Origin of the sequence: Nannocystis sp. RBIL2 (assembly GCF_026626745.1) — a bacterium.
Classification (GTDB): domain Bacteria; phylum Myxococcota_A; class Polyangia; order Nannocystales; family Nannocystaceae; genus Nannocystis.
Window position 1 is genome coordinate 5,077,417 of the sequence record NZ_JAPNJW010000002.1, and the last position, 21,940, is coordinate 5,099,356.

General features: G+C 71.9%; 17 protein-coding genes. 8 read left to right on the forward strand and 9 right to left on the reverse strand.

Annotation, left to right across the window (positions count from 1 at the left end; all coding sequences use genetic code 11):
- The first annotated feature begins 412 nt into the window (after window positions 1–412).
- Complete coding sequence (locus tag OV090_RS45065) at window positions 413–2,410, forward strand: hypothetical protein (RefSeq protein WP_267711157.1); 1,998 nt, start codon at window positions 413–415, stop codon at window positions 2,408–2,410.
- Between the two features lie 58 nt (window positions 2,411–2,468).
- On the opposite strand, the gene OV090_RS45070 is transcribed toward OV090_RS45065, so the two are convergent.
- Complete coding sequence (locus tag OV090_RS45070) at window positions 2,469–2,984, reverse strand: nuclear transport factor 2 family protein (RefSeq protein ID WP_267711158.1); 516 nt, start codon at window positions 2,982–2,984, stop codon at window positions 2,469–2,471.
- A gap of 531 nt (window positions 2,985–3,515) precedes the next feature.
- Between OV090_RS45070 and OV090_RS45075 the strand changes: the two genes are divergently transcribed.
- Together OV090_RS45075 and OV090_RS45080 are read left to right on the forward strand one after the other, a co-directional pair.
- A complete protein-coding gene (locus OV090_RS45075; RefSeq protein WP_267711159.1) occupies window positions 3,516–4,955 on the forward strand; it encodes a hypothetical protein in 1,440 nt (479 codons plus the stop codon).
- A complete protein-coding gene (locus tag OV090_RS45080; RefSeq protein ID WP_267711160.1) occupies window positions 4,939–7,506 on the forward strand; it encodes an ATP-binding protein in 2,568 nt (855 codons plus the stop codon). Before OV090_RS45075 ends, OV090_RS45080 begins: the two co-directional genes overlap by 17 nt.
- Window positions 7,507–7,856: 350 nt before the next feature.
- On the opposite strand, the gene OV090_RS45085 is transcribed toward OV090_RS45080, so the two are convergent.
- From OV090_RS45085 to OV090_RS45095, 3 genes are read right to left on the reverse strand one after another with little or no spacing between them, the layout of a single operon-like run.
- Window positions 7,857–8,213 carry a hypothetical protein gene (locus OV090_RS45085; protein WP_267711161.1) on the reverse strand — a complete coding sequence of 119 codons (357 nt, stop codon included), beginning with the start codon at window positions 8,211–8,213 and terminating at the stop codon, window positions 7,857–7,859.
- A gap of 49 nt (window positions 8,214–8,262) precedes the next feature.
- Complete coding sequence (locus OV090_RS45090; RefSeq protein ID WP_267711163.1) at window positions 8,263–8,811, reverse strand: RNA polymerase sigma factor; 549 nt, start codon at window positions 8,809–8,811, stop codon at window positions 8,263–8,265.
- A gap of 12 nt (window positions 8,812–8,823) precedes the next feature.
- Window positions 8,824–9,303: a hypothetical protein gene (locus tag OV090_RS45095; protein ID WP_267711164.1), complete on the reverse strand. Its 480-nt coding sequence runs from the start codon at window positions 9,301–9,303 to the stop codon at window positions 8,824–8,826.
- Window positions 9,304–9,629: 326 nt separating this feature from the next.
- On the opposite strand from OV090_RS45095, the gene OV090_RS45100 reads away from it, so the two are divergent.
- Window positions 9,630–10,316 (forward strand): hypothetical protein, encoded by a 687-nt coding sequence (locus tag OV090_RS45100; RefSeq protein WP_267711165.1) that lies wholly within the window; start codon window positions 9,630–9,632, stop codon window positions 10,314–10,316.
- Between the two features lie 199 nt (window positions 10,317–10,515).
- On the opposite strand, the gene OV090_RS45105 is transcribed toward OV090_RS45100, so the two are convergent.
- Together OV090_RS45105 and OV090_RS45110 are read right to left on the reverse strand one after the other, a co-directional pair.
- Window positions 10,516–11,256, reverse strand: coding sequence for a hypothetical protein (locus OV090_RS45105; RefSeq protein ID WP_267711166.1), 741 nt, complete (start codon window positions 11,254–11,256; stop codon window positions 10,516–10,518).
- Window positions 11,257–11,342: 86 nt separating this feature from the next.
- Complete coding sequence (locus OV090_RS45110; RefSeq protein WP_267711167.1) at window positions 11,343–11,528, reverse strand: hypothetical protein; 186 nt, start codon at window positions 11,526–11,528, stop codon at window positions 11,343–11,345.
- Window positions 11,529–12,118: 590 nt separating this feature from the next.
- Between OV090_RS45110 and OV090_RS45115 the strand changes: the two genes are divergently transcribed.
- Both OV090_RS45115 and OV090_RS45120 read left to right on the forward strand, forming a co-directional pair.
- Complete coding sequence (locus tag OV090_RS45115) at window positions 12,119–13,036, forward strand: hypothetical protein (protein WP_267711168.1); 918 nt, start codon at window positions 12,119–12,121, stop codon at window positions 13,034–13,036.
- Window positions 13,033–13,782 carry a hypothetical protein gene (locus OV090_RS45120; protein WP_267711169.1) on the forward strand — a complete coding sequence of 250 codons (750 nt, stop codon included), beginning with the start codon at window positions 13,033–13,035 and terminating at the stop codon, window positions 13,780–13,782. Before OV090_RS45115 ends, OV090_RS45120 begins: the two co-directional genes overlap by 4 nt.
- 122 nt (window positions 13,783–13,904) lie before the next feature.
- Here OV090_RS45120 and OV090_RS45125 read toward each other — a convergent pair whose 3' ends face one another.
- The gene (locus OV090_RS45125) at window positions 13,905–17,753 is read right to left on the reverse strand and encodes a hypothetical protein (RefSeq protein WP_267711170.1); all 3,849 of its coding nucleotides are present in this window, start codon (window positions 17,751–17,753) and stop codon (window positions 13,905–13,907) included.
- 233 nt (window positions 17,754–17,986) lie between these two features.
- On the opposite strand from OV090_RS45125, the gene OV090_RS45130 reads away from it, so the two are divergent.
- Window positions 17,987–19,063 carry a M24 family metallopeptidase gene (locus OV090_RS45130; protein WP_267711171.1) on the forward strand — a complete coding sequence of 359 codons (1,077 nt, stop codon included), beginning with the start codon at window positions 17,987–17,989 and terminating at the stop codon, window positions 19,061–19,063.
- 552 nt (window positions 19,064–19,615) lie between these two features.
- On the forward strand, window positions 19,616–20,149 hold the full coding sequence (locus OV090_RS45135) for a DUF6328 family protein (protein WP_267711173.1): 534 nt from the start codon (window positions 19,616–19,618) through the stop codon (window positions 20,147–20,149).
- A gap of 239 nt (window positions 20,150–20,388) precedes the next feature.
- Here OV090_RS45135 and OV090_RS45140 read toward each other — a convergent pair whose 3' ends face one another.
- A complete protein-coding gene (locus OV090_RS45140) occupies window positions 20,389–20,568 on the reverse strand; it encodes a hypothetical protein (protein ID WP_267711175.1) in 180 nt (59 codons plus the stop codon).
- 138 nt (window positions 20,569–20,706) lie between these two features.
- Window positions 20,707–21,930: a hypothetical protein gene (locus OV090_RS45145; protein ID WP_267711176.1), complete on the reverse strand. Its 1,224-nt coding sequence runs from the start codon at window positions 21,928–21,930 to the stop codon at window positions 20,707–20,709.
- Window positions 21,931–21,940: the final 10 nt, after the last annotated feature.

Consider the following 21,940-nt stretch of genomic DNA (forward strand, 5'->3'; position numbering starts at 1 on the left):
GTCCTGATCGACATGTCCATGAATACATACACCGACGCGCGGCCCCGCGCCGCGGTGTTTCGCGCCTCCGCTGGCGCCCGCAGCCGGCCCGGCGTCCTCGCGCTACCGTGATCCGCGGAGGAGGAACCCGATGAAGACACCGAAGCAAACATCGAAGCAGGTCCCGATCAAGTCCGGCCTCCGCGCCGGCAACGAGATGGCGAAGAGCGTCATCGGCAACTAGCGGCCGCGACCGGGGCATGAGGGGGCCCGACCCCGCTCATGCCCCGGTGGCGTCCCGAGCGAATGTCCCCGGGGACATCTTCGAACTCGTCGCATGGGACCCCGGCCGTGCGCCGCCCTCGATTCTCGCGGCGCTCCGAAGATCGTTGAACAATTACAATGGAACGAGAGCTGCTTGGCCGACGGTCGCATGACCTTCTCGTCTCGACTGCTGTTCCCCTCCATCCTGTTGACAATCGGCGCTCTGGCACCAATGGTCGGCCAGGCCTACGATCTCAAGGTGCCGTGGCGCGGCGACTCCTTGCCGGCTCATTCATACATGCGCACGGCAGGCCACGCCGACTACGACTGCACCGGCACGGGGGTGTGCGACCTCGACATCTCGGCGATGCGCTGGGACGCCGCTACCAGCAATTATTCGTGGTACCGCGCCGACGCGACCCTCCCGTACGGCCGCAGCGACGCCGTCGGCTGGGACCTCCCGCTTTATTCTCCGGTCGACGGCGACATCGTCGCCTGCTTCCGCCGCCTGCCCGACGACAACGAGGACGGCAGCGAGCCGGCCGCCTGCCCGGGCACCTCCGGCGCGTCCAACCGCTGCGTCGCCGGCGGCAACCACGTCGTCATCCGCACCACCGACGGCCACCTGATCTCCCTCAACCATTTCCGGCAGGACTCGATCCCCGCCGCGCTGTGCCCGATCACCGACACCATGCTGTTCGACGACGACCCCAAGGTCTGCAGCCTGTTCGGCTGGAACGCCGCGCTGCGCGAGGGGGCGCGGCTCGACAATCGCAGCATCGCCCCGATCCCCGTGCGCAAGGGCGAGTTCGTCGGCCGCGTCGGCCTGTCGGGCAACACCAACGGCGTCCACCTGCACATGGGCGTGTCCGAGTTCACCACCGACCCGGCCGGCAACTACTGCTCGCGCAAGTCGGCCTCCGAGTTCCGCGAGGGCTGGTCGCAGGTACGTACCCCCGGGGTCGCGCCCGATCCGGGCGACTGGGATCGGCTGCAGGGCACCGAGCTGCCGATCGACGGCACCACCGACTTTTTGTTGTGGCCGGACCCGATCGGCGAGCGGGTCGACAAGCTGCAGATCGAGCCGGGCACGGTGCCGGCGCTGGCGCTGACGGAGCTCGGCGGTGTGGCGGCCTATCGCAACAGCGCCGGCAACCTCGCGGTCAACGCCATGCAGTTCACCTCGACCGACGTCCTGCTCGGCGTCGGCGAGGAGGAGGGCGCAGTCGGCGAGGTCGCGGTGTCGCGGATCAACGGCACCACCGGCCACGCCCTCGTCGCAGTGCGCAACGGCGCCGACAAGCTGCAGCTGATCCCCTATTACGTCAACGCTCTCGCCGACGCAGTCCGCGGCGTCGGCCGCACCGAGTCGACCGCAGGCGTCGGCCAGATCGAGGCCACCTATTCGCCGACCCACGACGGCGCCGTCGTCGCCTTCCAGAACAGCACCGGCGCGCTGTCCGTGATCAACTACGGCGTCACCCTCACCGGCACCGAGGAGCTCACCGTCGACCGCCGCGCCAGCGCCTCGCACAGCACCGCGATCGACGACGTCGACGTCGCCACCGTGGTCATGGGCCGCGGCGTCAGCGAGTCCTCGGGCGCGTGGAAGGGCGTGGTCACCGTCGAACAGCGCAGCGCGGACGACACGGTGTGGCTGCGCACCTGGCAGATCGACACTGCAGGCACCAGCGTCACCCTCGTCGACACCCAGCAGGTCAAGGACCTCGCCACCAACACCGCCTTCACCGCCGCCGACGTCGACGTCACGGTCACCGGCAGCCTCGGCAGCCGCGAGCTCGCCCTCGTCTCCGTCGCCACCCCGTCCGGCCTGCGCGTCCAGACCTGGCAGATCTCGAGCGCCGGCCTGCTCGGCCGCGTCGACCAGTGGGACGCCGGCGCAGCCAGCGAGCTGTCGTCGGCCAGGGCCGGGGCGCAGGACGCCGCTCTCGGCCTGCGCACCGGCGCGGGCGTGATGTCGCTGATCTCGTTCCAGGTCGACTCGGACGGCAACCTCGGCCGCGCCGGCACGGTCGATGCCGGCGCGGTCTCGGCGCTGGCGGTCGACGGTCGCTCCGGCGCGCAGCGGCTGGCCGCCCTCGCGCTCGACGGCGACGGCGAGATCACAGTGTTCCACCACCAGACCAATTATTCGTCGCTCTATTGAGCGGCGTCGGCCGGCGCCGGTCGCTCAGGGCGACCGGCGCCGGCAATGTGGGCACCGCTCACTTGTTCGGCTTGCGCTCCTTCAGGAAGCGCAGGTCGCCGCCGATGTCGTGGAGCGACGTGATCGGCACCACCACCGGCACCCCGGGTGTCGTCTCCAGCACCTTCGGGTTCCCGCCCGACCAGGTGATGCGGTTGATGCGGTGCTGGATCCGCCACTTCCCGTGCACCTTGACCAGGCGGTCGTCGTAGTAGCCCTGGCCCTCCCAGAAGTCGCCGCCGGGCGTCCCGGGCTTGATCAGGCGGAAGTGCCCGTAGGTCATCGCCCAGCCCTCGTTGCCCTGGAAGTCCCACAGCGTGTTCGACATCGTGTGCTGGGTGCCGCTGTAGACCGCGTGGATGACCGCGAAGATCTGTTTAAAGGTGTCGCGGCCGGTCCACACCGCGCCCTCTCCGTAGTCGGCGATCACGTCGGGCGTGAACACCTCGTCGAACAGGTCCCACTGCTGGGTGTCGATCGCCAGCGCGTAGAGGTGGACCAAAGTCAGGATCGTGTCGGCTTCGCTCTGAGACATCCCGAGCCCTTTCGCTAAAGTTCGTGTTTTCGGCGCACACCGCAGACGCGCGCCGTTTTGCAGCCTATCACACGGCCGACGCCTTTCGACGGGAGAATGCGCGCACCGTCTGCTGTCACGATTGCCGACCTCGGCAGCACCGGCGGCCCGCATCCACGAGCGCCCGATATGTCGCCGCTCGCTGCGCGGCGGCGCCGGGCGCCGGTCCGGTGACGGGCGCGGCGATGCCCCGCTCGCCCGCGCCGCGCGGCCGACCGCGGCGAATGACGACACGGGAGGCCGCGCGGATCCCCGGCCGGGCCGCGAATTTCGCCGGCCCTCGCCGCGAACCACCTGTCCGCCGTCGTCGCCTCGCGCCCGGGTCCTCGCCGCCACGCGCTCGCGGGTGGAACGTTGTATCGCCACCATTCTCCCCTCCATGCTTTGTCGCGCAGCAAAGGCGTACGAATGTCCGAGCAGCGCGTGGGAGCCTGCAATGTTCCTTGCATTGGCAACCTTGTCAGCCGCAAAGAGCCGTGGTGAAGTCGCGGCGTGAACGATCCGTTCAGCATCGGACCGCGTCTGTCGGGCGAGTTCGTCGGTCGTGACGCCGAGCTCGCCGACGCCTGGTCGTGCATCGACAACGTGGGCGACAGTCTGGTCATCGTCAGCGAATTGCCGAATGGCCGCACCTCCCTGCTGCGGCGGATCGAGGCGATGCTGCGCGAGCGGGGCCGGCGGGTCGCGTTCATGGACGCGCTGCGGCTGCCGCAGGACATCACCCCGGCGGCGCTGTGGCACAAGCTCGGGGACCGGCTCGACCTCGACCTCTCGCGCAGCTACGGCGACGGTCTGGCCCGCCCGGCCCCGGTGTTCCTTCTCGACGACTTTCACGAGCTGCTCAGCCGCCAGCAGATGCGCACCCCGGAGTTCCTCGGCATGCTGCGCTCTCTGGCCAGCATGCGCGTGCTGAAGTTCGTCAGCACCAGCGCCGCCGACCTGGTCACTCTCGGCCGGCAGCTCGGCGAGGCCTGGGGCTCGCCCTTCCTCAATACGTATCGCGAGCAGCGGCTCGGGCCCCTGAGCAGCCGCGACGTCGAGTACGTCCTCGCGCTGGCCGGCGATCGGCTGTCGGACTGCGACCGGGCCTTCATCGCCCGCTGCGCCGGCGGCCAGCCCAAGCTGCTCAACCTGCTCGCCTCCGGCCACCTGCGGGTCAACCGCGCCGCCCTGCCCGGCACCCGCGCCACGGTCCGCCACCAGCAGACCCTGCACCTCCTGCGCAACGAGCTCGGGCACCTGTTCCGCGGCTTCTGGGCCCGGCTCGCCAGCGACGAGCGCTGGTGCCTGCTGCAGGTCTGCGCCGGCCACGCCTGCCGCTCCACCGTGCCCGGCAGCGAGCTGCTCGATCGGCCAGGTGACCCCGCCCTCGCCTTCGACCACCAGCGCGCCGCCGCAGTCAGTCGCTGCTTTCAAAGCCTGCCGCGGATCGTGCTCAAGCGGGCGGTCGCCGAGGTCCTCGGCGAGGACGCGGTCCCGCAATTGCCGAGCGACATGCAGACCGACGCCGTGTTCGCAGTCGAGACCGAGAGCTTCCTGCGGCGCCGGCTGTGCGTCGCCGCCGTGCTCGCCAACCTGCGCCGGCAGGGCGCCCTCGGCGACGACGAGCTGCGCGCGCTGCAGGACCCCGGCGATTCACTCGCGCCGCCGTCGACGGCGGCGATGGAGAGCGCGCTCGAGCGACTCGCCGACAGCGGACTCCTTTTGCCGAGCGTGTCGCCGCCGGGCTGGGAGATCCGTCCGTGCGCGCTGACCGGCTGGCTGCGCGACCACCTGCGCGCCCCCGACCTCCTGTCCCGACTCATGATCCACGGCGCCGACGGTTATTCGCTCGCGCCGCTCTACACCTTCGTCCACGCCCACCGCGAGCGGTTCGCGGGCGGCGCGGGCGAATATTTCAAGGACCTCTATTGTGATGTCTCGCCGAGCTAATCCATTTATCGTCGGTAACTCCGTCGGCAACACCCCGGCCTTCGTCGGCCGCGAGGACATGTTCGCCCGCGTCGACCTGCTGTTGGGCAGCCCGACGGAGGTCGGCATCCTGCTGTTCGGTCAACGGCGGATCGGCAAGAGCTCGCTGCTCCACCAGCTGCACTCGCGCCTGCCGGCGATGGGGCCGTGGCGGCCGATCTACTTCGACCTCCACGGCCGGGCGACGATGACCGCCGCGCAGCTGCTCGGCGACCTCGCCGAGGTCATCGCCCGCACCGCCAAGTTCCCGGCCTTCACCGGCGGCGAGGCGTCGATCGGCGAGTTCCGCGGGTGGCTGCGCGAGGGCCTGCGCTCGCTGCCCGACGGCCACCGCCTGGTGTTCCTGTTCGACGAGTTCGACGTGCTGTCGGCCCCCGACGGCGAGCGGCGCTCGCACGAGCTCTACTCGGTGCTCACCGACATCCTCCAGGGCGAGGCCGGCGGTCAGCTCGCGGCGGTCTACGCGGCCGGGCGGACCATGAACGACCTGGACAGCGCGGCGCGCCCGCTGCTGCGCGGCGTCCCGGTCATTCACGTGTCCACCCTGAGCCGGCTCGAGTTCGACCAACTGCTCGACCTCGGCGAGCGCGACGGCTCGCTGATGTGGGGCGACGGCGCGCGCGACGTCCTGTGGGACCTCACCTGCGGCCACCCGCTGCTGACCCAGCTGCTCGGCTCGCGGGCCTGGCAGGCGGTCCAGCGCTCGCACAACCCGCTCGTCTCGGCGGCGATGGTCCACGAGCTGGTGCCCGGCGCGCTCAAGGAGTCGCACGGCATGCTCAGCTGGCTGTGGGACGGCATCACCCCGGCCTGCCGGGTCGTCGCCGCCGCCATCGCCGAGCACAAGAGCCGCGCGGTCACCGTCGACGAGATGGCCACGGTCCTGCGCGACAGCGGGGTGCGCATCATCATCAGCCAGCTGTCGGCCGCGCCGCAGCTGCTGCGCGAGTGGGACCTGCTCGAAGAGACAGACGGCAAGTACAGCTTCAAGGTCGAGCTGCTGCGGCTGTGGGTGCGCAAGTGCCAGCCGTTCTCGGCCGTGCGCGAGTGCCTCGACGAGCTGGTGCCGCGCGCCAACGACTTCTTCCGCCGCGCCAGCGAGATGTGGCAGGGCGCCGGCGACCTCGACCCCAAGCGGGTCGCGGCGATCGCCGCCCTGCTCGAGTCGATCTTCAACGACCCGCGCATGAACCCCAACCACGTCGGCGCCGCCCTGCTGCTGGCCGACGTCTACGTCCACCAGGGCCGCCGCGACGACGCGATCCACCTGCTCGCCAGCCTGTACCCGACCCAGCCGATCGCCATCGGCCCGCGCTACGTGCAATTGCTGCTGCAGAGCGTCGAGAAGCCGACGGCCCCGCAGACCGAGGACGAGCGCCTGGCGATCTACGAGAAGATCCTCGAGGCCGCGCCGCGCACCCACGAGGCGGTGGTCGGGCGCGCGGCGATCTTGCGCGAGCGCGGCCAGCGGCACCTCGCGGCCGGGCAGCTCCGCGAGGCCCGCGACTGCTTCGTCCGCGCCGGCGAGGCCGAGCAGGTGCTGCAGCTCGACGCCGAGCTCGAGCGGCGCCAGCTCGAGCAGCTGCTCGGCGACGTGCAGGAGCTCGAGCACGCCGGACGGCCCGCCGAGGCGCTGGCGCGGCTCATGGGCGCTCCCCCGCCGCTCGCCGAGCGCCCCGAGTGCGTGGCCATGCGCGAGCGACTGACCCGCCGCCAGGCCGCCGAGGACACGCTCGAGACCGCAGTGGTCGCGCTGCACAACCACGACCGCGAGACGGCGATCGAGCGGCTGTGCCAGGTGCTGCAGCTCGACCCCGGCCACCCGCGAGCCACGCGGGAGCTGGCCGGCCTGCTGCGCCCGCCCGAGCGCCGGCGGCTGCGCGACCGCTGGGCCCCGTACCTCGTGTTCTTCTCGCTGTGGGTCGCGACTCTCGGGGCGATCCCGCTGATCATCCGCTATTCGTATCCGCCGCCGGTCGCGCAGGAGGTCCTGACGTCCGACAAGTGCGAGGCGTCCGTGTTTCCGGGCTGGATGTTCGCGCAGCAGGCCGAGGTCACCCCGGCGACGATCGCAGCGACGCCGGCCGCTCCGCCGCCGACCGACGAGGTGGCCGCGCCGACGCCCGAGCGGCCGCCGGTCAAGCGGCTCCGGCGCTCGCGTTCGGAGACGCCGAGCAAGAGCGCCCTGGCCCAGTGCGAGCGCGGCAACGCCTGGTCCTGCTACGGCATCGGCCTGCTCTACCTCGAGTCCACCCCGGGCACCGCCATCTATTACTTCGAGAAGCCGTGCGACCGGCGGAACATCGCCGACGCCTGCTGCCGGCTCGCCGAGCTGTACGCCGAGGACGGCCCGCTCCATGACTCGCTGTTGATGCAGACGTACCGCGACAAGGCCCACGCCAACGGCATGCCCACCTGCCTCGCCGACCCCGGGCCCGCTCCCACCGAGCCTCCCGCGGGCGGCCCGAAGGCGCCCGACACTGCGCCGGCGCCGGCCCCCGAGCAGAAATGATATGTCCTCAAAGACATGTCACTCGTCCGCGTCTCGACGGACGACATGACATGCCCCCGGGGACATATCACTTAAACAACACGCTCGTCCGCCCGTAGCGACGTGAGCGAGCCTCGCCCTCGACAATGCCCTCCGGGGCATGTCGATCCCCGATTCGTCTTGTCGGACCAGCGCGGCTCGCACGGGCCCGAGGCAACGGGATGCGTCGTCGCCGAGCCCGCCCGCGACCCGGCGCACATGACCTCTCTCGCAAGTCGACATGTCCCCAGAGACATGTCCATCACGCCACGACGAGCTCACGACCCGCGCGGCTCACACGACAGCGAGTGCCACTCATCAAGGAAGAAATTTCAGGCCATGTTCTTCGGGACAGCTCGTCTTCCCGCTCGCCCGGCCTCGGCGATCCACCACAGCAGCGGCAGCGCGGCCACCAGCAGCGACAGGCCCGTGGGCGCCCAGGCGAAGCGGGTCGCAGCCTCGACCAGAGTGCGCAGCAGGCCGCCCGGCGCGGCGGGGCCGACCACCTGCAGGCTGACCACCGCTGCTGCCGAGAATGCCAGCACCTCGAGCGCGATCGCCGGCGCCAGCACCCGGCGCTCGCGCGCGCGCAGCCGGGCCAGCGCGTCGACCAGCGGCGCCCGCCGCATCAGCCCCACCGGATCGACCACGCGCGGCCGCGGCGACGGGCTGCGAGCCAGACTGTCCATGAAGACAGCCACCGCCCGCTCGCGCGGATCGGCGGGCAGAAGAGCCGGTTCAATCGCGGGAGCCGGGGCCGCGGGAGGGCGCGAGGGCGGATGGGAACGCATGGTGGTCCTTGCTTTCGTTTTGCAGGAGGTCGGCCAGCCGCGCGCGCGCGCGGCTGAGCAGCACGCGGACGCTCGCCGGCCGCACGTCGAGGATCTCCGCCATCTCGGCGTGATCGTGGCCGTCGACGTACGCGAGCCACAACAGCGCGGCGTCGCGTCGCGGCAGGCGGTCGAAGATCGCCTGCAGCTCGCTGCCCTCGCCGGGCTCGGGCGCCCGCGGCGGCGCGGCCTCGTGGGCCAGCAGCAGCTCGCGCAGGCGGGCGCCGAGGCGGGTGCGGCGGCGGTGGTGATCGGTGACCAGGTTGGTGGCGATCCGGTAGAGATAGGCCCGCTCGGCGCCAGCGCGGACGCGGCCGGGCGGCAGCTGGAACAGCCGACAATAACTGTCCTGGACCAGATCGTCGGCCGCGGCGCGCTCGCCCGTCAGGCGGTAGACGTAGGCCCACAGCCTGGCGTGCGTGGCGGCGTAGAGCGCCTGGAATCGGTCCTCGTCCATGAAGCCTCGAGCTCAGGAGCTCGCCGGATCGCGGTACGGCGAGGCCCCGGGGACGCGGCCGCGGCCGCCGAGGATCTCCCACCGCTGCGCCAGCTTGTACGCCACCGCGGCGCCGAGGAGAAGCGCCCCACCGAGGCACAGCAACAGCGTGCCGGGGATGAGCATGTCGCCGTAGCCCTCGAGCGCCGCCGCCAGCACCAGGAACGCGACGCCCAGGCCCGACAGGGCGATGCCGCCTTGCACGCTGCGCAGCAGCCGGCGCTGCAGCGGCGGCTCGCCCTGGTCGAGCAGGCGCAGGAACTCCTGGCCCGCCACGCCGCCGAGGAATTTTTCCAGCGCCTCGGGGTCGCCGAACCGCTCGAGGGTCCGCACCCCGAGCTCGAACCGCCGCTGGGTCTCGTGCTCGGCCCGCAGGCGGGTCTGGCGGACGACGAACCCGATGAGGAGGAAGAAGGTGAGCGGGATCAGGATGGCTTCGAGCTCGACGTCCATGGGCGACTCCGTTTTGCCCCCCAAGACGCCGGCCCCGCCCTCGAGGTTAACAGCCCTTCGCCCGGCGCCCTGCTCGCCGGAAAAAACGTCCTCCCACGCTGACCGCATGTCCAGGTCCGGGCGCGTCTCGCGCTGAACAAACCAACGGACATGTCTTTCAAGGCATGTTCATTCGGTCAGGTCGGTTCTCCGTCAGCGCGGCACCGACGACCCGTCTCCGGCCCGCCCTGAAAGCCCGCTGCGACCGCGTCCCGTGGCAGTTGGAGCCAGATGCCGCCGCAGAACAAAGTTTCTGGGCCGCGCCGCCGCCTTGCTAGGCTGCGCCCATGTTCCTCGCTTGTCCTTCTCGTCCTCTCGCGTTCGTCCTGCTCCTGGCTGCCTGCAGCACCGGACCGGGCGACACCACCACCGAGACTACCCCCGGCACCGAGACCGGCGGCGACACCACCGCTACCACCACGGATGCGTCGACCACCACCGACGCCACGAGCACGGCCACCGACCCGCCCACCGGCACGACCGCCCCGACCACGACGGACGCCACCACCGACGCCACCACCACGACGACCGACGCCACCACCACCGACGCCACCACCACGGATACCACCACCGGCGGCCTCGTCTGCGACCTCGTCGAGATCACCACCGAGCGGGCCCACGCGCACGGCGGCGACGTGCTCGACTGCGGCATCGTCGATCCGTGGAACAGCACCGTCGAGGAGTGGCAGACCGCCCACGACTGCGCCTCCGCGGCCATCGCCGCCGAGCAGCAGTTCCAGCTGGTCGTCTGGCTGCAGGGCATCGACAGCGACGTCGGCCGCGGCTACGTCGGCGTCGCCGGCCGCTCGTACACGATCGAGGAGATCTGGTACGACACTCTCGGCGTCCCGATCACCAGCAAGGCGAACTGCACCGCCCTGGTCCCCGTCGACGGTTGCTACGACTTCCTGGGCTCGCCGTGCTTCGGCTGCGAGGGCCTGAGCGACGGCGAGACCCTCTGCGACATCCCGTGAGACGGGCGCCGCGAGCGATCGCCTGATCGCGCCGTTCGCCCCGAACGGCGCGGCGGAACGGACAGCGCGACGCCGATTGACATGTGTCATCGACACATGTCACGGGTACACGCATCAAAAAGCCATGCCCTGGCGATCCGCAGGACCGGCCTCCCGTTCCTCGCCCCCTCGTACGGGCCGTGTCCTCGCATCGGACCCGTCACACCCGCCCGAGCATCGCGTCGATGCGCTGTCTGAACGCCCCGGCCGCCGCGTAGTACCCCGAATTGTCGGCTTCCCGGTACGGCGCGTAGCAGCGGAGCGTGTGGCCGGAGGCGGAGCCGAGCTCGACGTGGATCAGCCCGCCGTCGAACTCGAACAGCTCGCTGCCGCCGATCCGCGAAGCCGCGACCTCCGGGCCCAGCGACCGCAGCCGCGCCAGCTCGGACTCCGAGGCCGAGAGCTCGATCTGCAGCGAACGGCTGAGGTAGAGGTAGCGGACGAGGAACTCGATCGCCCACGTCGACACCCGCGGCGCGACCGCACGACCGCGGCTGAACCCGGATCCATCACCGCTCCAGTCGGCGACGAAATCATAAGTGGGCGGGTCCTCGCGGCCGAGGTCGCGGAACTGCGGCCCCCAGTGGCGATCGTTCTCGCCGGACACCAGCAGCGAGAACGCCTGGCGCCCCGGCACCTGCCTGAGGGCCCAGGCGTCGCGCAGGACGTCCGTCCAGGCGCCGAGCCGGCGGATGTCGTCGAGCAGCACGATCCACTCGCGCACCGCCAGCGGGAGCTGCTTCTTGACCCGCGCCTCGGCCTCGTCGACGGCCGCGACGGTCCGCCCCACCGGGCCGGTGTCGAGCCCGTGCCAGCGCAGGAGAAATTCGCGGAGCACCGCGAAACGACCGGAGGTGTCGGCGGGCAAGCGGTGAAGCGTGGGCTGGTACGGCGACGTCACGGGCCGGCGATCCTACCCGGATCGCCGGCCCGGCAGAACTCCCGCGGGCCGCTCGAAGCGGGCGCGTGGTGTCCCCAGGCTCGCGATTAGAGGCAGTCGTGCAGGCACTCGGCGCGGTCGTTCTGGCAGATCGCGTGCGAGTTGCCGGCCGCGAGGCAGGCCGCGTACGCGGAGCCGCACTTCTGCTCGCAGGTCACCGCGGAGGCTTGCGGGGCGCCGAAGGCCGCGAAGCACACGCCGATCATGAACGCCATCAGGGTCAGTTTTTTCATGGTGGTCCTTTCGCGCTCCCGCCGGAGCGCTCGTCATTTCGGTCGATCACAAAAAAAACCGCGGCCCTCGCCGCCGGACATAGCGCCCGGCAAGACCGCGACGCTCTCGACGAAGCACCCGCCATGCCGCAATCGTGCTTCAACAAATCCAGGCAATTGGCGCCGTCGACATGTCACGGCAGCGAGTCGTCGCAGGGGACAATGCGTCCATTGTCCCCTGCGACAATGGCGTGCCGTCGGGTCTCGCTGGCACCCTCGCGACCTCGCTCCCGCACCCCCGCGCGGGGCCGGGCGATCTCTCGAGCGACACGCCTCGCGCCCGAGCGAGCGTTGCCGGGTGGATTACCCCCCAGCCCCACCACGCCAGCGGACGCATCGTGGCCCGCCGGCGCCCTACCCTCGCGTCTGTCGCTCGCGCGTGCGCCCGCCGCAGCGCCCTGACTCACGCTATGCTGGGCCCGGCCGCGCCGATTCGCCCGCCCGGCGAAACCTCGGCAAAAGCCTCCTGTAGCCCCTTAGGCCGCGAAATTCGCCCGCCGCAATTTTTCCCGCGGCTGCGGCGACTCCACCCTCGGACGGTGACGCCCATCATGTACACCCCTGCGAACATCTCTTCGACCGCGCGCGCCAGGGTCCTGGCCGGACTGACCTGCGCCGCGCTGTTCGTCCTCCCCGAGCGGCCCGCGGCGGCGCTCTCCTGCGACGGGCCGGCCTGGGACTCCGAGTGGGCGAGGAGGCCCGGCTCGCTGGACGACGCGAGCCACGAGTTCCCGGTCGACGCCCAGTTCTGGGAGCTGCGCAGCTGCGCGTACGACTTCGCGGCGCCCTCGGGCTGTCGGCTGGAGCGCGGCGACGACGTCATCCCGGTCGCGGTCGAGCTCGACGGCGCCGGGCACTGCAACGTCGACGATTCGTACGTCTCCGACGGCAACTACCCCGACGTGATCGTCCGCTACGTGCCCGCGCGCTCGCTCATCCCCAACCGGACCTACGTCCTCGAGTGCGACGCCAACGGCCCCGAGGGCAACGACGGGCAGGGCCAGAACACGGTCGTGCGCTCGCGCCTCGATCCGGCCCCGGCCGAGGCCCCGGGCTCGCTGGACGATCTCGAGCTCGCGTACAAGCGCGGCGACGACGGCTGCTGCTCCACCGGCGATTACCTCGACCTGCAGCTCGACCACGAGCAGACCTGGCTGAGCCAGGGCGGCTACGTCGAGGTGCTCTACGACGACGGCCAGGTGTTCGCCCTCGACGGCCCCGACTCCTGGACGGGCACGATCGAGATGCCGCCGACCCGCGGCGGCCTCGAGTTCACCCCGGTCGCCGCCAACGGCGCCCGCGGCGAGACGCTCCGCCTCGACCGCGGCGAGTACGACCGCGAGCTTGTCTACATGCCCTGCGCAGTGAGCGGCAACGCCTCGCCGCTGGCGCTGTGGCTGCTCGCCCCATTGCTGTGGATCGGCACGTACGGCCGCCGTCGCCGCGCCGCCGTCGGAGGTGCGTCGTGATCTCCCATATCGCATTTTTTAAGAGCATGTTCTTTGTGACAGGTCTTTTCGGACAGCTGCAGGCGCCGGCCACCGACACCGGCGTGGCAGTCCCGGCCGCGCCCGCCGCGAGCGCCCCCGCAGCGCCCGCGCCCGCCGCTCCGGCGGCTGCGCCCGCGGCTCCTGCCGCGGCCGACGTGCCGCCCGCGCCCGCTCCCGCGCCCGCCGACCCGAACGTCGCCCCCGCCGACCCGTACGCCGCGCCGCAGCCGGGGCCCGTCTATGTCCATCAGGACATGTCCGCTCCGCCAGCTTATCCGCCCGCGCCTGCGCCCGCGGCCAAGTCGCGGTTCGTGTTCGCCTTCCTGCCGGGCCCGACCTTCGGCCTCAGCTACCTCCCGTCGGCCAACCTCCCGTTCTTCTTCGGCGCCCGGCTGAAGCACAGCCCGTGGGCCCTGGGCTTTCAGTTCACCCTGTCGACCGGCCTCGCCGAGCGCTACTTCGCGGGGCTGCTCACCCACCGCTATCACATCACCGCCCTGACCAGCTTCGGCGCCAAGGGCCGCGGCTTCGCCAGCGTCGGCGGCGGCTTCGCGGTCCGCTTCCTCTCGCCGATGGTCGAGGTCGAGGGCCGGGTCGGCTTCCGCTTCGGCTCGTCCCGCCGAGGCATCGTCGGCGGCCAGGTCCGCCTCGGCTACGACTTCGCCCACCGCGAGGGCGCCCCGGTCCCGCAGGTCGGCGCCTTCATCGGCGTCTGCACCTTCTGAGCGGCCTGTCTCTCGAGACAGGTTGATACATATTCCGCGACGCGACCCGGCGACGCATCATTAAAGAAGAACCCCGGCACGGCGCTGTGGCGCCGGCCGGGGACACTTCACTGGATTAAAACTCAGTCCTTGGCGAGGAACCAGCTGGAGCCGACGACCGTGCGGACGAGCGCGGCGATCGTGGCCTTCGGGTCGGGGTCGCGGGACAGGCGGTAGCCGGGGGTGCGCATGGCAGCCGGCAGCAGCGGGCGCACCAGGCTGTCGAGCTGCTGTTCGCCCTCTTCGACGATCTTGCCGCGGAGCAGCCCGGCGAGCACCCCGTCGCGCTCGATGTCGAGGTGGAACTTCGCGTCGTCGAAGCTGTAGGACACCCCGGCGAACTTGTAGTCGAGCACCGTGGCCCCGTCGATCTCGATCGGCGGATCGGCGGTGACGATCAGGCCGTGCTCGCCGATCCGGACCACCAGCATCGTGTCCGGCGGCAGCAGGACGCGGGCGAGCTTCGAGTCGTAGAGGATCCGGCGGCCCTCGTCGTCGACCGGGAAGCGGTCGAGCACCGCCGCCACCGCCGAGAAGTCGGACTCCGCCGCGGCCGGCTCGTAGCCGCTCAGGGCCTTGCGCACCGCCGCCTCGACCAGCGCGTTCTCCAGCTGGCCGAACTCGCCGAACTGGACCTCGCCGGACTCGAGGTGATAGCGCGCGCCGTGGAAGTCGACACGCATGCGCAGGCCGGGCACGTCGAACTGCAGCCCGTACTGGCTGGCGACCGCGACCTCGCGGCGGTTCGCGCTCACCGTCAGCACGTCGCCGGGCTGCACGTGGACCAGCGCGTTGGCCAGGCCGAGGGGCAGCTGCACGTGCAGCACGGTGATCCGGCCCGGGTCGGGCTCGGGCATCGGCGGCTGCGGCAAGATCCGCAGGCCCAGCCGCTGCACGAACGCCGGCATGCGCGGGATCACCAGCACCCGCAGCAGGTCGGCCAGCACCTGCTCGGTGCGCGGGCTGACGGGCGACGGCTCGTGGTAGAACCGCTCCTCGATCCCCGCCACCCCGAGGCGCACCGTCCCGTCGGCGAACCGATAGGCCGCCTCGTGGAAGGTGAAGGACGGCATGTCGGCCAGCGCCGGGCCGGTCAGGCGCACGCCTGCGGCCGAACGCACCGCCACGCCCTCCGCGTCGACGCTCAGCTCGAGCGCGCCGCCGGTCGGCGTGCAGACCTCGATCGGGCCCCACTCGGAGTTGGCGCCGAACACCACCAGGACCTCCTCGCCGGGCGCCGCGGTGACGTGCGCCGGCCAGAACCACGGCAGGACGCGCGCCAGCATGCCCCTCACGACATGTCCCAAGAGCCAGTTATCGAGCTCGCCGGCGTCCGGCCGGCTGGTCAGCTCGACGGTGAACGGCAGCAGCGAGATCTTGGCGCCGAGGGCGTCGACGTGGATGCCGAGGTCGGGCATGCGGACCACGCAGCCCTCGCCGAAGTCGAGGTGCGCGCCGTCGCGGCGCAGCGCGACGGTGGCCGGGCGCTGGCGATCGACGTGGACGGTGAGCGGGCCGACGACCGGCAGCTCGAGCATGAAGATCGGGGACGACGCGGGCGCGGGCGGCAGCGGCGGCGGCGGCCACGGCTGCGGCAGGCCGAGCCGCTCGGCCAGGGCGTGCAGCACCACCTTCGGGGTGAAGTGCGCGTGCAGGCGACGCACCAGCGCGTGCAGCAGCGGGCCCGCCGGCGGCTGGGTGACGAGCTCGATCTGCTCGCCGTCAGGGCGCCAGCGGATCGCCTCGACCGCGAACTCGCCGATCAGCGACTCGCCGACCGGACGCACCTGCAGCGGCGCGGTCGCGCCGATCGCCAGCGCGCCGGCGACCCGGGCCACCGTCAGCGAGGCGCCGGGCGGCAGCGTCAGGTCGAACGCGAGCCCGAGCTTCTCGCCGAGGAAGCCCGCCATGACCTGTCGCAAGAGCCAGGTGTTGTTCGGGTCGGCGTCCGGCCACAGCGGCACGACCTTGCGCAGCGCCGGCAGGACGATCGTCTCGAGGCTGGCGGTCGCCAGCGCGATCAGGTAGTCGCCCGCCGGCGGCGAGGCGTCGATCACCAGCTCGTGCCGCGGCAGGTCGTAGCGGGCGCTGCGGAGCTCGAGCATCAGGCCGAGGTCGCGAGCGACCAGGAACAGCCCGCGCTCGCTGCGGAGCGTCAGCTCGGCGGGCCCGAGCGAGCCGCCCAGCGTGTCCTGCGGGTCCATGCGCAGCTCGAGCCGACCGAGCACCGGCAGCGACAGCGACAGCATCTCGCCCGAGAACCGCGCCAGCCGCTCCTCGTCGAGCACCGGCGCCTCGTGCTTGCGCAGGCCGAGCCAGCTCGGCGCCCGCGGAGCGCCCTCGGTGCGGGCGACCGCGGTGAGCACCGCCTGCCCGAACGCGCCGAGCCCCGGGTCGCCCTCGACCTCGAGCGCGCCGTCCTCCCAGCGGTAGGCGATCCGCCGCAGCTCCGCCGGCGGCACGTGCCAGGCCGCGGGGAACCCGAGCGACAGCCCGCCCGGGGCGGTCAGCACCAGCGCCTCCTCGGTGTGGCGCAGCTCGATGTCGAAGCCCGTCTGCGTGTGGACCTCGAACTGCTCGCCGCCGGCCGGCTGGCGCCACAGCACGTGGTGCTCGTTGCCGTGCGGCGGCGGCAGCACGCCGTGCTCGCGCAGCCAGCGAGCAGGCAGCAGCGGCGCGAGGTACTGGTCGGACGCGCGCTGCACGATCGCCTCGAGCAGCGGCCCGAGCGGCGGATCGGTCTGCACGTCGACGACCGGGATGTCCTCGCGGTCGAGGTGGACGCGCGTGCGGACCAGGCGGAGCTCGGCCAGCTCGGGGAACTGATCGGAGTAGAGGTAGATCCCGCGCGGGGCGTCGAGCCGCACGCCGTCCTCGGCCTTGATGAGGGCGACGTCGCCGCCGCGATCGGTGGCGATGGCCAGCGAGCTGAACGGTCCGAGGGGGATCTTGCTCAGCGTACGGGTAGCCGGCGGGGGCTCGTCGGCGGAGATCCGCAAGGTCGCGAGGGCGGCCGCGATCGCCGCCTTGGAGCCCGAGAACAGGCTCGCGGCGCCGCTCTCGCGCTCGCGCGCGTGCGGGTGACCCGGGGTGCCCTCGGCGCCCGCGGGCTGCGACTCGCCCTCCTGCAGGGCGTGGTCGTCGGCGCGCAGACGATGGATGAGCTCGACGAGGTGCTCGCGCCGCTCGGGGTCGGCGAACAAGTCGTAACCGGGCTCGCGCATGGCGTCGGGCAGGCGCTTGCGCAGCCAGCGGGTGGCCTGCTTGGAGGCGGCGCGGACGAGGGCCCGCCGCACCGGGCCCAGCGGTGCGCTGACGACCTCGACCGTGGCAGTGGCGAAGTCGTAGCGGACGCGCAGCACCGAGAGGCTGAGCCCGACGGCGCGGATCACCAGCGGCCGCGACACTGCGACCTCGAGCGCGTCGCCCCGCACCTCGACGGAGAGGATGGCGAGCGGGTCGAGCGAGGCGACCACGCCGGGGAAGCGGCGCCGGAACTTCAGCTGATGCGCCTCCGCCTGGTCGGGGAACAGCCGGGTCGCGGCCGCATGCAGCATGCTCCCGCCCGGGGTCCAGCCGAAGGTGTGCCGCAGGACGCTACACAGCGCGACCGCGAGCGCGCGCGGCAAGAAGGCGCCGAGGCCGTCGCTGTCGGTGTCGACCACGCCGTCCACCAGGTCGACGTAGAGCCGCCGCAGCCGCGCCGACGGCAGCTCGACCGGCCGCACCTCGAGGCCGCTGCCGAATTGCAGTTCGATCGCGTCGGCGTCGAGCTCCAGGCGCAGCGGCTGACCCAGCCCGAGGGCGACGTCGAGGTCGCCGACGAGCGGGACGGTCAGCCGCCCGAAATCCTCGCGCGGCAATACGGCGGTCACATACTCCCCGGATGGCGGAACCTCGTGGCGGACGGGCTGCGGCTGCGGTTGCGGCATGGCCTCGATGTAGTCGGCAATGCCGCGGACGCCCGTGTCAAAGGCCACGTCGCGCCAGGGCGGACGCCAGGGCGCTTTCACTGCCTCGGCCGCCCGCCGCCGGCGGAGTCGTCGCAAGCTGCGCAGCGCCTCGCCTGTGGAGGTCGTAATCATTCCCTCCGCAGCCCGCTTGCCGATCGTCGGAGATCGCCAATCATTCCCCGGCGGACGCTCCGCTCGCGGAGGTACCGCCAATGACGGAGATCGCCGACAAGCTGGCGAAGGTCCGCAGCTGCCTGCAGGCGTCGCAGCTGGCGGCCGTTCGCTTCCGTGGCTCCGACTGGTTCGCGTGGGCGACCGCCGGCGGCTCGAGCGTCGTGCTGACGACGAGCGAGGCCGGGGTCGCAGAGGTCCTGGTGACCGCGGACGAGGCGTGGGTGCTGACCGACGCGATCGAGCACGACCGCCTGCAGGCCGAGGAGATCGCGGGGCTGCCGGTCTGGTCGCACCCGTGGGCGACGCCGGACTCGCGCGAGCAGTTCGTCGCCCGCTGCGCCGCCGGCGGCCGCGTCGCGTCCGATCGCCCGCAGGACGGCGAGGTGCCGCTGCCGCGTCCGCTGGCGCGGGCCCGCTGGTCGCTGTCCGGGCCCGAGCAGGAGCGCTACCGCCGGCTCGGGCGCGAGGCCGCCGAGGCGATGACCGCGGCGCTGCAGAGGGCCCGCCCCGAATGGACGGAGCTGCAGCTGGCCGGGGCCGGCAGCGAGGCGCTGTGGTCGCGCGGCATCGAGCCGGCGCTGATCCTCGTGGCGGGCGAGCGCCGCCTGCCGCTGTACCGCCACCCGACCCCACGCGACGAGCGGCTCGGCGCGCGGGCGATGATGGTGTTCTGCGCCCGTCGCCACGGGCTCTACGCCTGCCTCACGCGCCACCTGTACTTTCGGTCACCCACGGCGGAGGAGCGGCGAGCGGCCGCGATCGTGGCCGAGGTCGAGGCCGCGGCGTTCGCCGCGTCGACACCCGGCACCCCGCTGTCGGCGGTGTTCTCGGCGATGGTCGCCGCCTACGCGCGCGCGGGCCAGCCCGGCGCCGAGACGAGTCACCACCAGGGCGGGCCGTGCGGTTACGCGGCGCGCGAGTCGATCGCCCGCCCGGGTAATTCCGAGACCCTCGCGGAGGACGGCGCGATCGCCTGGAATCCTTCGCTGCCGGGGATGAAGATCGAGGACACCGCGCTGCTCCGCGGCGGCGCGCTCGAGCTCGTGACGGTCGATCCGGCCTGGCCGACCGTCACGATCGCCGGTCGGCCGCGGCCCGACCTGCTGGTGCGCTGATTCGCCGCGCGAGGCGCAGACAGACGACCACGGGCGCCCCGAAGGCGCGCCCGTGGTCGGGCCCCCGATCGGACACAGCGATGACCGATGGCAATGCAACCATCGCCGCCCTCCATGGAAGCAGGCCCCTCGACCTCGCGCAACATCGCGCAACGACCAGACCGCGGCCGTGATCGTCGCCCGCCGATCTGTCGCGGCGGATCGACACAATCCGGCAGCGGGCCTCCCGCGCAGGGAAATCCCCGCGCCGCCCTGCTCAGACGAGACGGCGCCCGACGCGGGGCTCGCGCGACTCTCACCATTTGCTGGCCGAAGCGGCACGCGCGCATCAATCGCTATATGACGACATGTTTATGAGGACATGTCTTCATGGACATGTTCATTCGCGGCGAGCTCACCGCGCCGGCCGTCGCCGCCACGAGCGCCCTGCGCGTCCGCGGACGAGGCGGCGAGGGCCGCTCGTAGCGACGGTGGCGGGCCGAGCCGCGCGGGCGAACGTCTGGCGCGCGTGGGCGGCGTTGCCGGGGTGATACGAGCGAGTATGACTGCGCGATGGACCACAAGGACACCGACCCGCGCCAGGACGAGCCGCAGGAGGTGCCCGCGCAGCTCGGGCAGATCTTCGCCGAGGCGAACATGATCTTGCCCGGGGTGCTGTCGTTGCTCGGTCTCCAGGTGATCAGCACCCTCAACGACATTTTTTTGAAGCAGCTCGGGCCGGTCGAGCACGGCCTGCACCTGGCAGCCTTCATCCTGCTGGCCGTCGGCCTCGCGCTGGTCGTGACGCCGGCGGCCTATCACCGGCAGACGGCTCCATACGGCATCCCGGCCGGCTTCGCCCGCCTCGCCACAATCTACGCGACCCTCGGCCTCGTCCCGCTCATGCTCGCGGTCTCGATCGATCTCTATATCATCACCTCGCTCATCACCAAGAGCGTGGCGATCTCGCTGATACTGTCCGGCTCGCTGCTCGCGGTGTTCGTCGGCCTGTGGCTGGTGTTCCCCCAGGTGGTGGCGGCCCAGCGACGCGCGCAGGCAGCCGAGGAGTCGCGCGGCGACAAGGCCGCGCCGCGCGAGCCGCGATGACGAGAGCGCTGCCGGGCCTTAGGTCCTTCGCTCGAGCGCTCGTTCGTGGCCCGGCTCGGCTCACCGGGCGAGCGATCGCTGAAAGGACGGTGCGCTCCGCTGATCGTCCTTGGTCGTTTGCTCGGCGGACACGGCGACGCGAGCAATCGCTCGGGATCAACCGATCGGCAGACAGGGCGAGCCGTCGTCGGCGCCTCCTCGATCGGCGCCTCCTCGATGGGCGGCGCCCGCTCGGCTTTTCAGCGGAGCCGCGGACACGCGGGCGGGCTGTTGCCCGGCTGCTCCTCGCGCTCTCGGTCCTCGCGGTCGTCGTATTCGTCCTGGTTGCGGCGGTCGCGGAGCCACCGCAGCGCGCGCTCGTCACACGGCCACGACGGCGCCTGCTCTTCTCGTTGCGGAGGGTCTTGCGCTGTCGACATGGGAATCGCTCCAATCCGCTTCTTCTAGGTTCATGAAGAGCGTGGGCGACGTCCGCTCGGCCGACAAGCGGCCGCGGGCGCGTCCGCAGCTCCTTCGTGCAGGCGTCGGCGCGCTCGGGCCCGGCGAATGTCGACACCTCAGCGCTTCGTCCGCGTGCGTGATGATTTCTGCGGCTTCGCCTCGTCGAGCTCGCGTTCGGCGGCCGCGCGCGCGTCCTCGGCCTCCGCTGCCCGCTCGCGCGCCGCCTCCGCTGCGCTCTCGGCCTTGTCGGCGCGCTGTCTGGCCGCCTCGGCCGCGCGCTCGGCTTTTTGCGCCTCGCGCTCGGCGGTTCGCGCCGTCGCCTCCGCGCGCTTGACCAGCTCCGCCAGCCGTCGTGCCTCGCGGAGCATCTTCTCGTGGGCCCGCTCGAGGTCGGTTCGTCGCCGACGCTCGGCTTGCTCGGCCTGCCGCTGCTCCGCTCGCTCGCGCGTCTGCTGGCGGCGGAGCTCGGCCTTCTCGGCGGCCCGCGCGGCCTTCTCGGCGGCCCGCGCCGCCTTCTCGGCGGCCCGATCGCGCGGCGCCTTCTTCTCGCGCGCGGGCTTCGCCTGCCTGGTCTTCTTCTCGCGCTCGGGCTCCTCCCCGCGCCGGCTCGGCTTCTTCTTCGCCGCGCGCTCGCGTCGGCTCGTCTTCTTCTTCGCCCCGCGCGCCGCTTCTTCCTCGGCCTCTTCCTCCGCGACCTCTTCTTCCTCGGCCTCTTCTTCCGCGACCTCTTCTTCCTCGGCCTCTTCTGCTTCGCGCTCGCGCCGGCTCGCCTTCTTCGCCCCGCGCGTCTCCTCTTCTTCGTCCTCTGCAGCCGCGCCGCCCGGGCGGGCTGCCAGCATCTCCATCACGTCGCCGAAGTCGGCTGGCTCGAGCTCCGTCGCCAGCATCCCGCTGCGCAGCAGCTCGCGTTCGTGCTCGCTCGCCGTCGGCACTGATTGCAGCGTCACGCGGATGCTGTCGAGGTGGTCGCCGGGCGAGCGGATGCCGGCCTCTGCGAGCACGTTCGTGGCGCGCTGCAGCAGCTCCCACACCACGTCGTGTTGGGCGCGCATCGCCTCGCGCACCGCTGCGCCGCCGTGGGCCGAGCGCAGGCGTTCTCCGGCGCGCAGCAGCGCCTCCATGCGGGCCGGCTCGCGGCGTGCCAGCTGATTCACCGTCCACACGGCAGTGCTCGGCTTGCGCAGCGCCTTCACCCGCGTCGCCGCCGCGCTGTCGCCCTGCGTCCGCAGCTGCTTGGCCAGCGCGTCGCGCACCGCGGTGAACTCGTCCAGCGGCGCCGCGTACAGCTCGTCGAGCCCGGCCGTCTCCCGATCGTCGGTGCTCCTGGCCCGCCGCGCCATCCTACGTTCT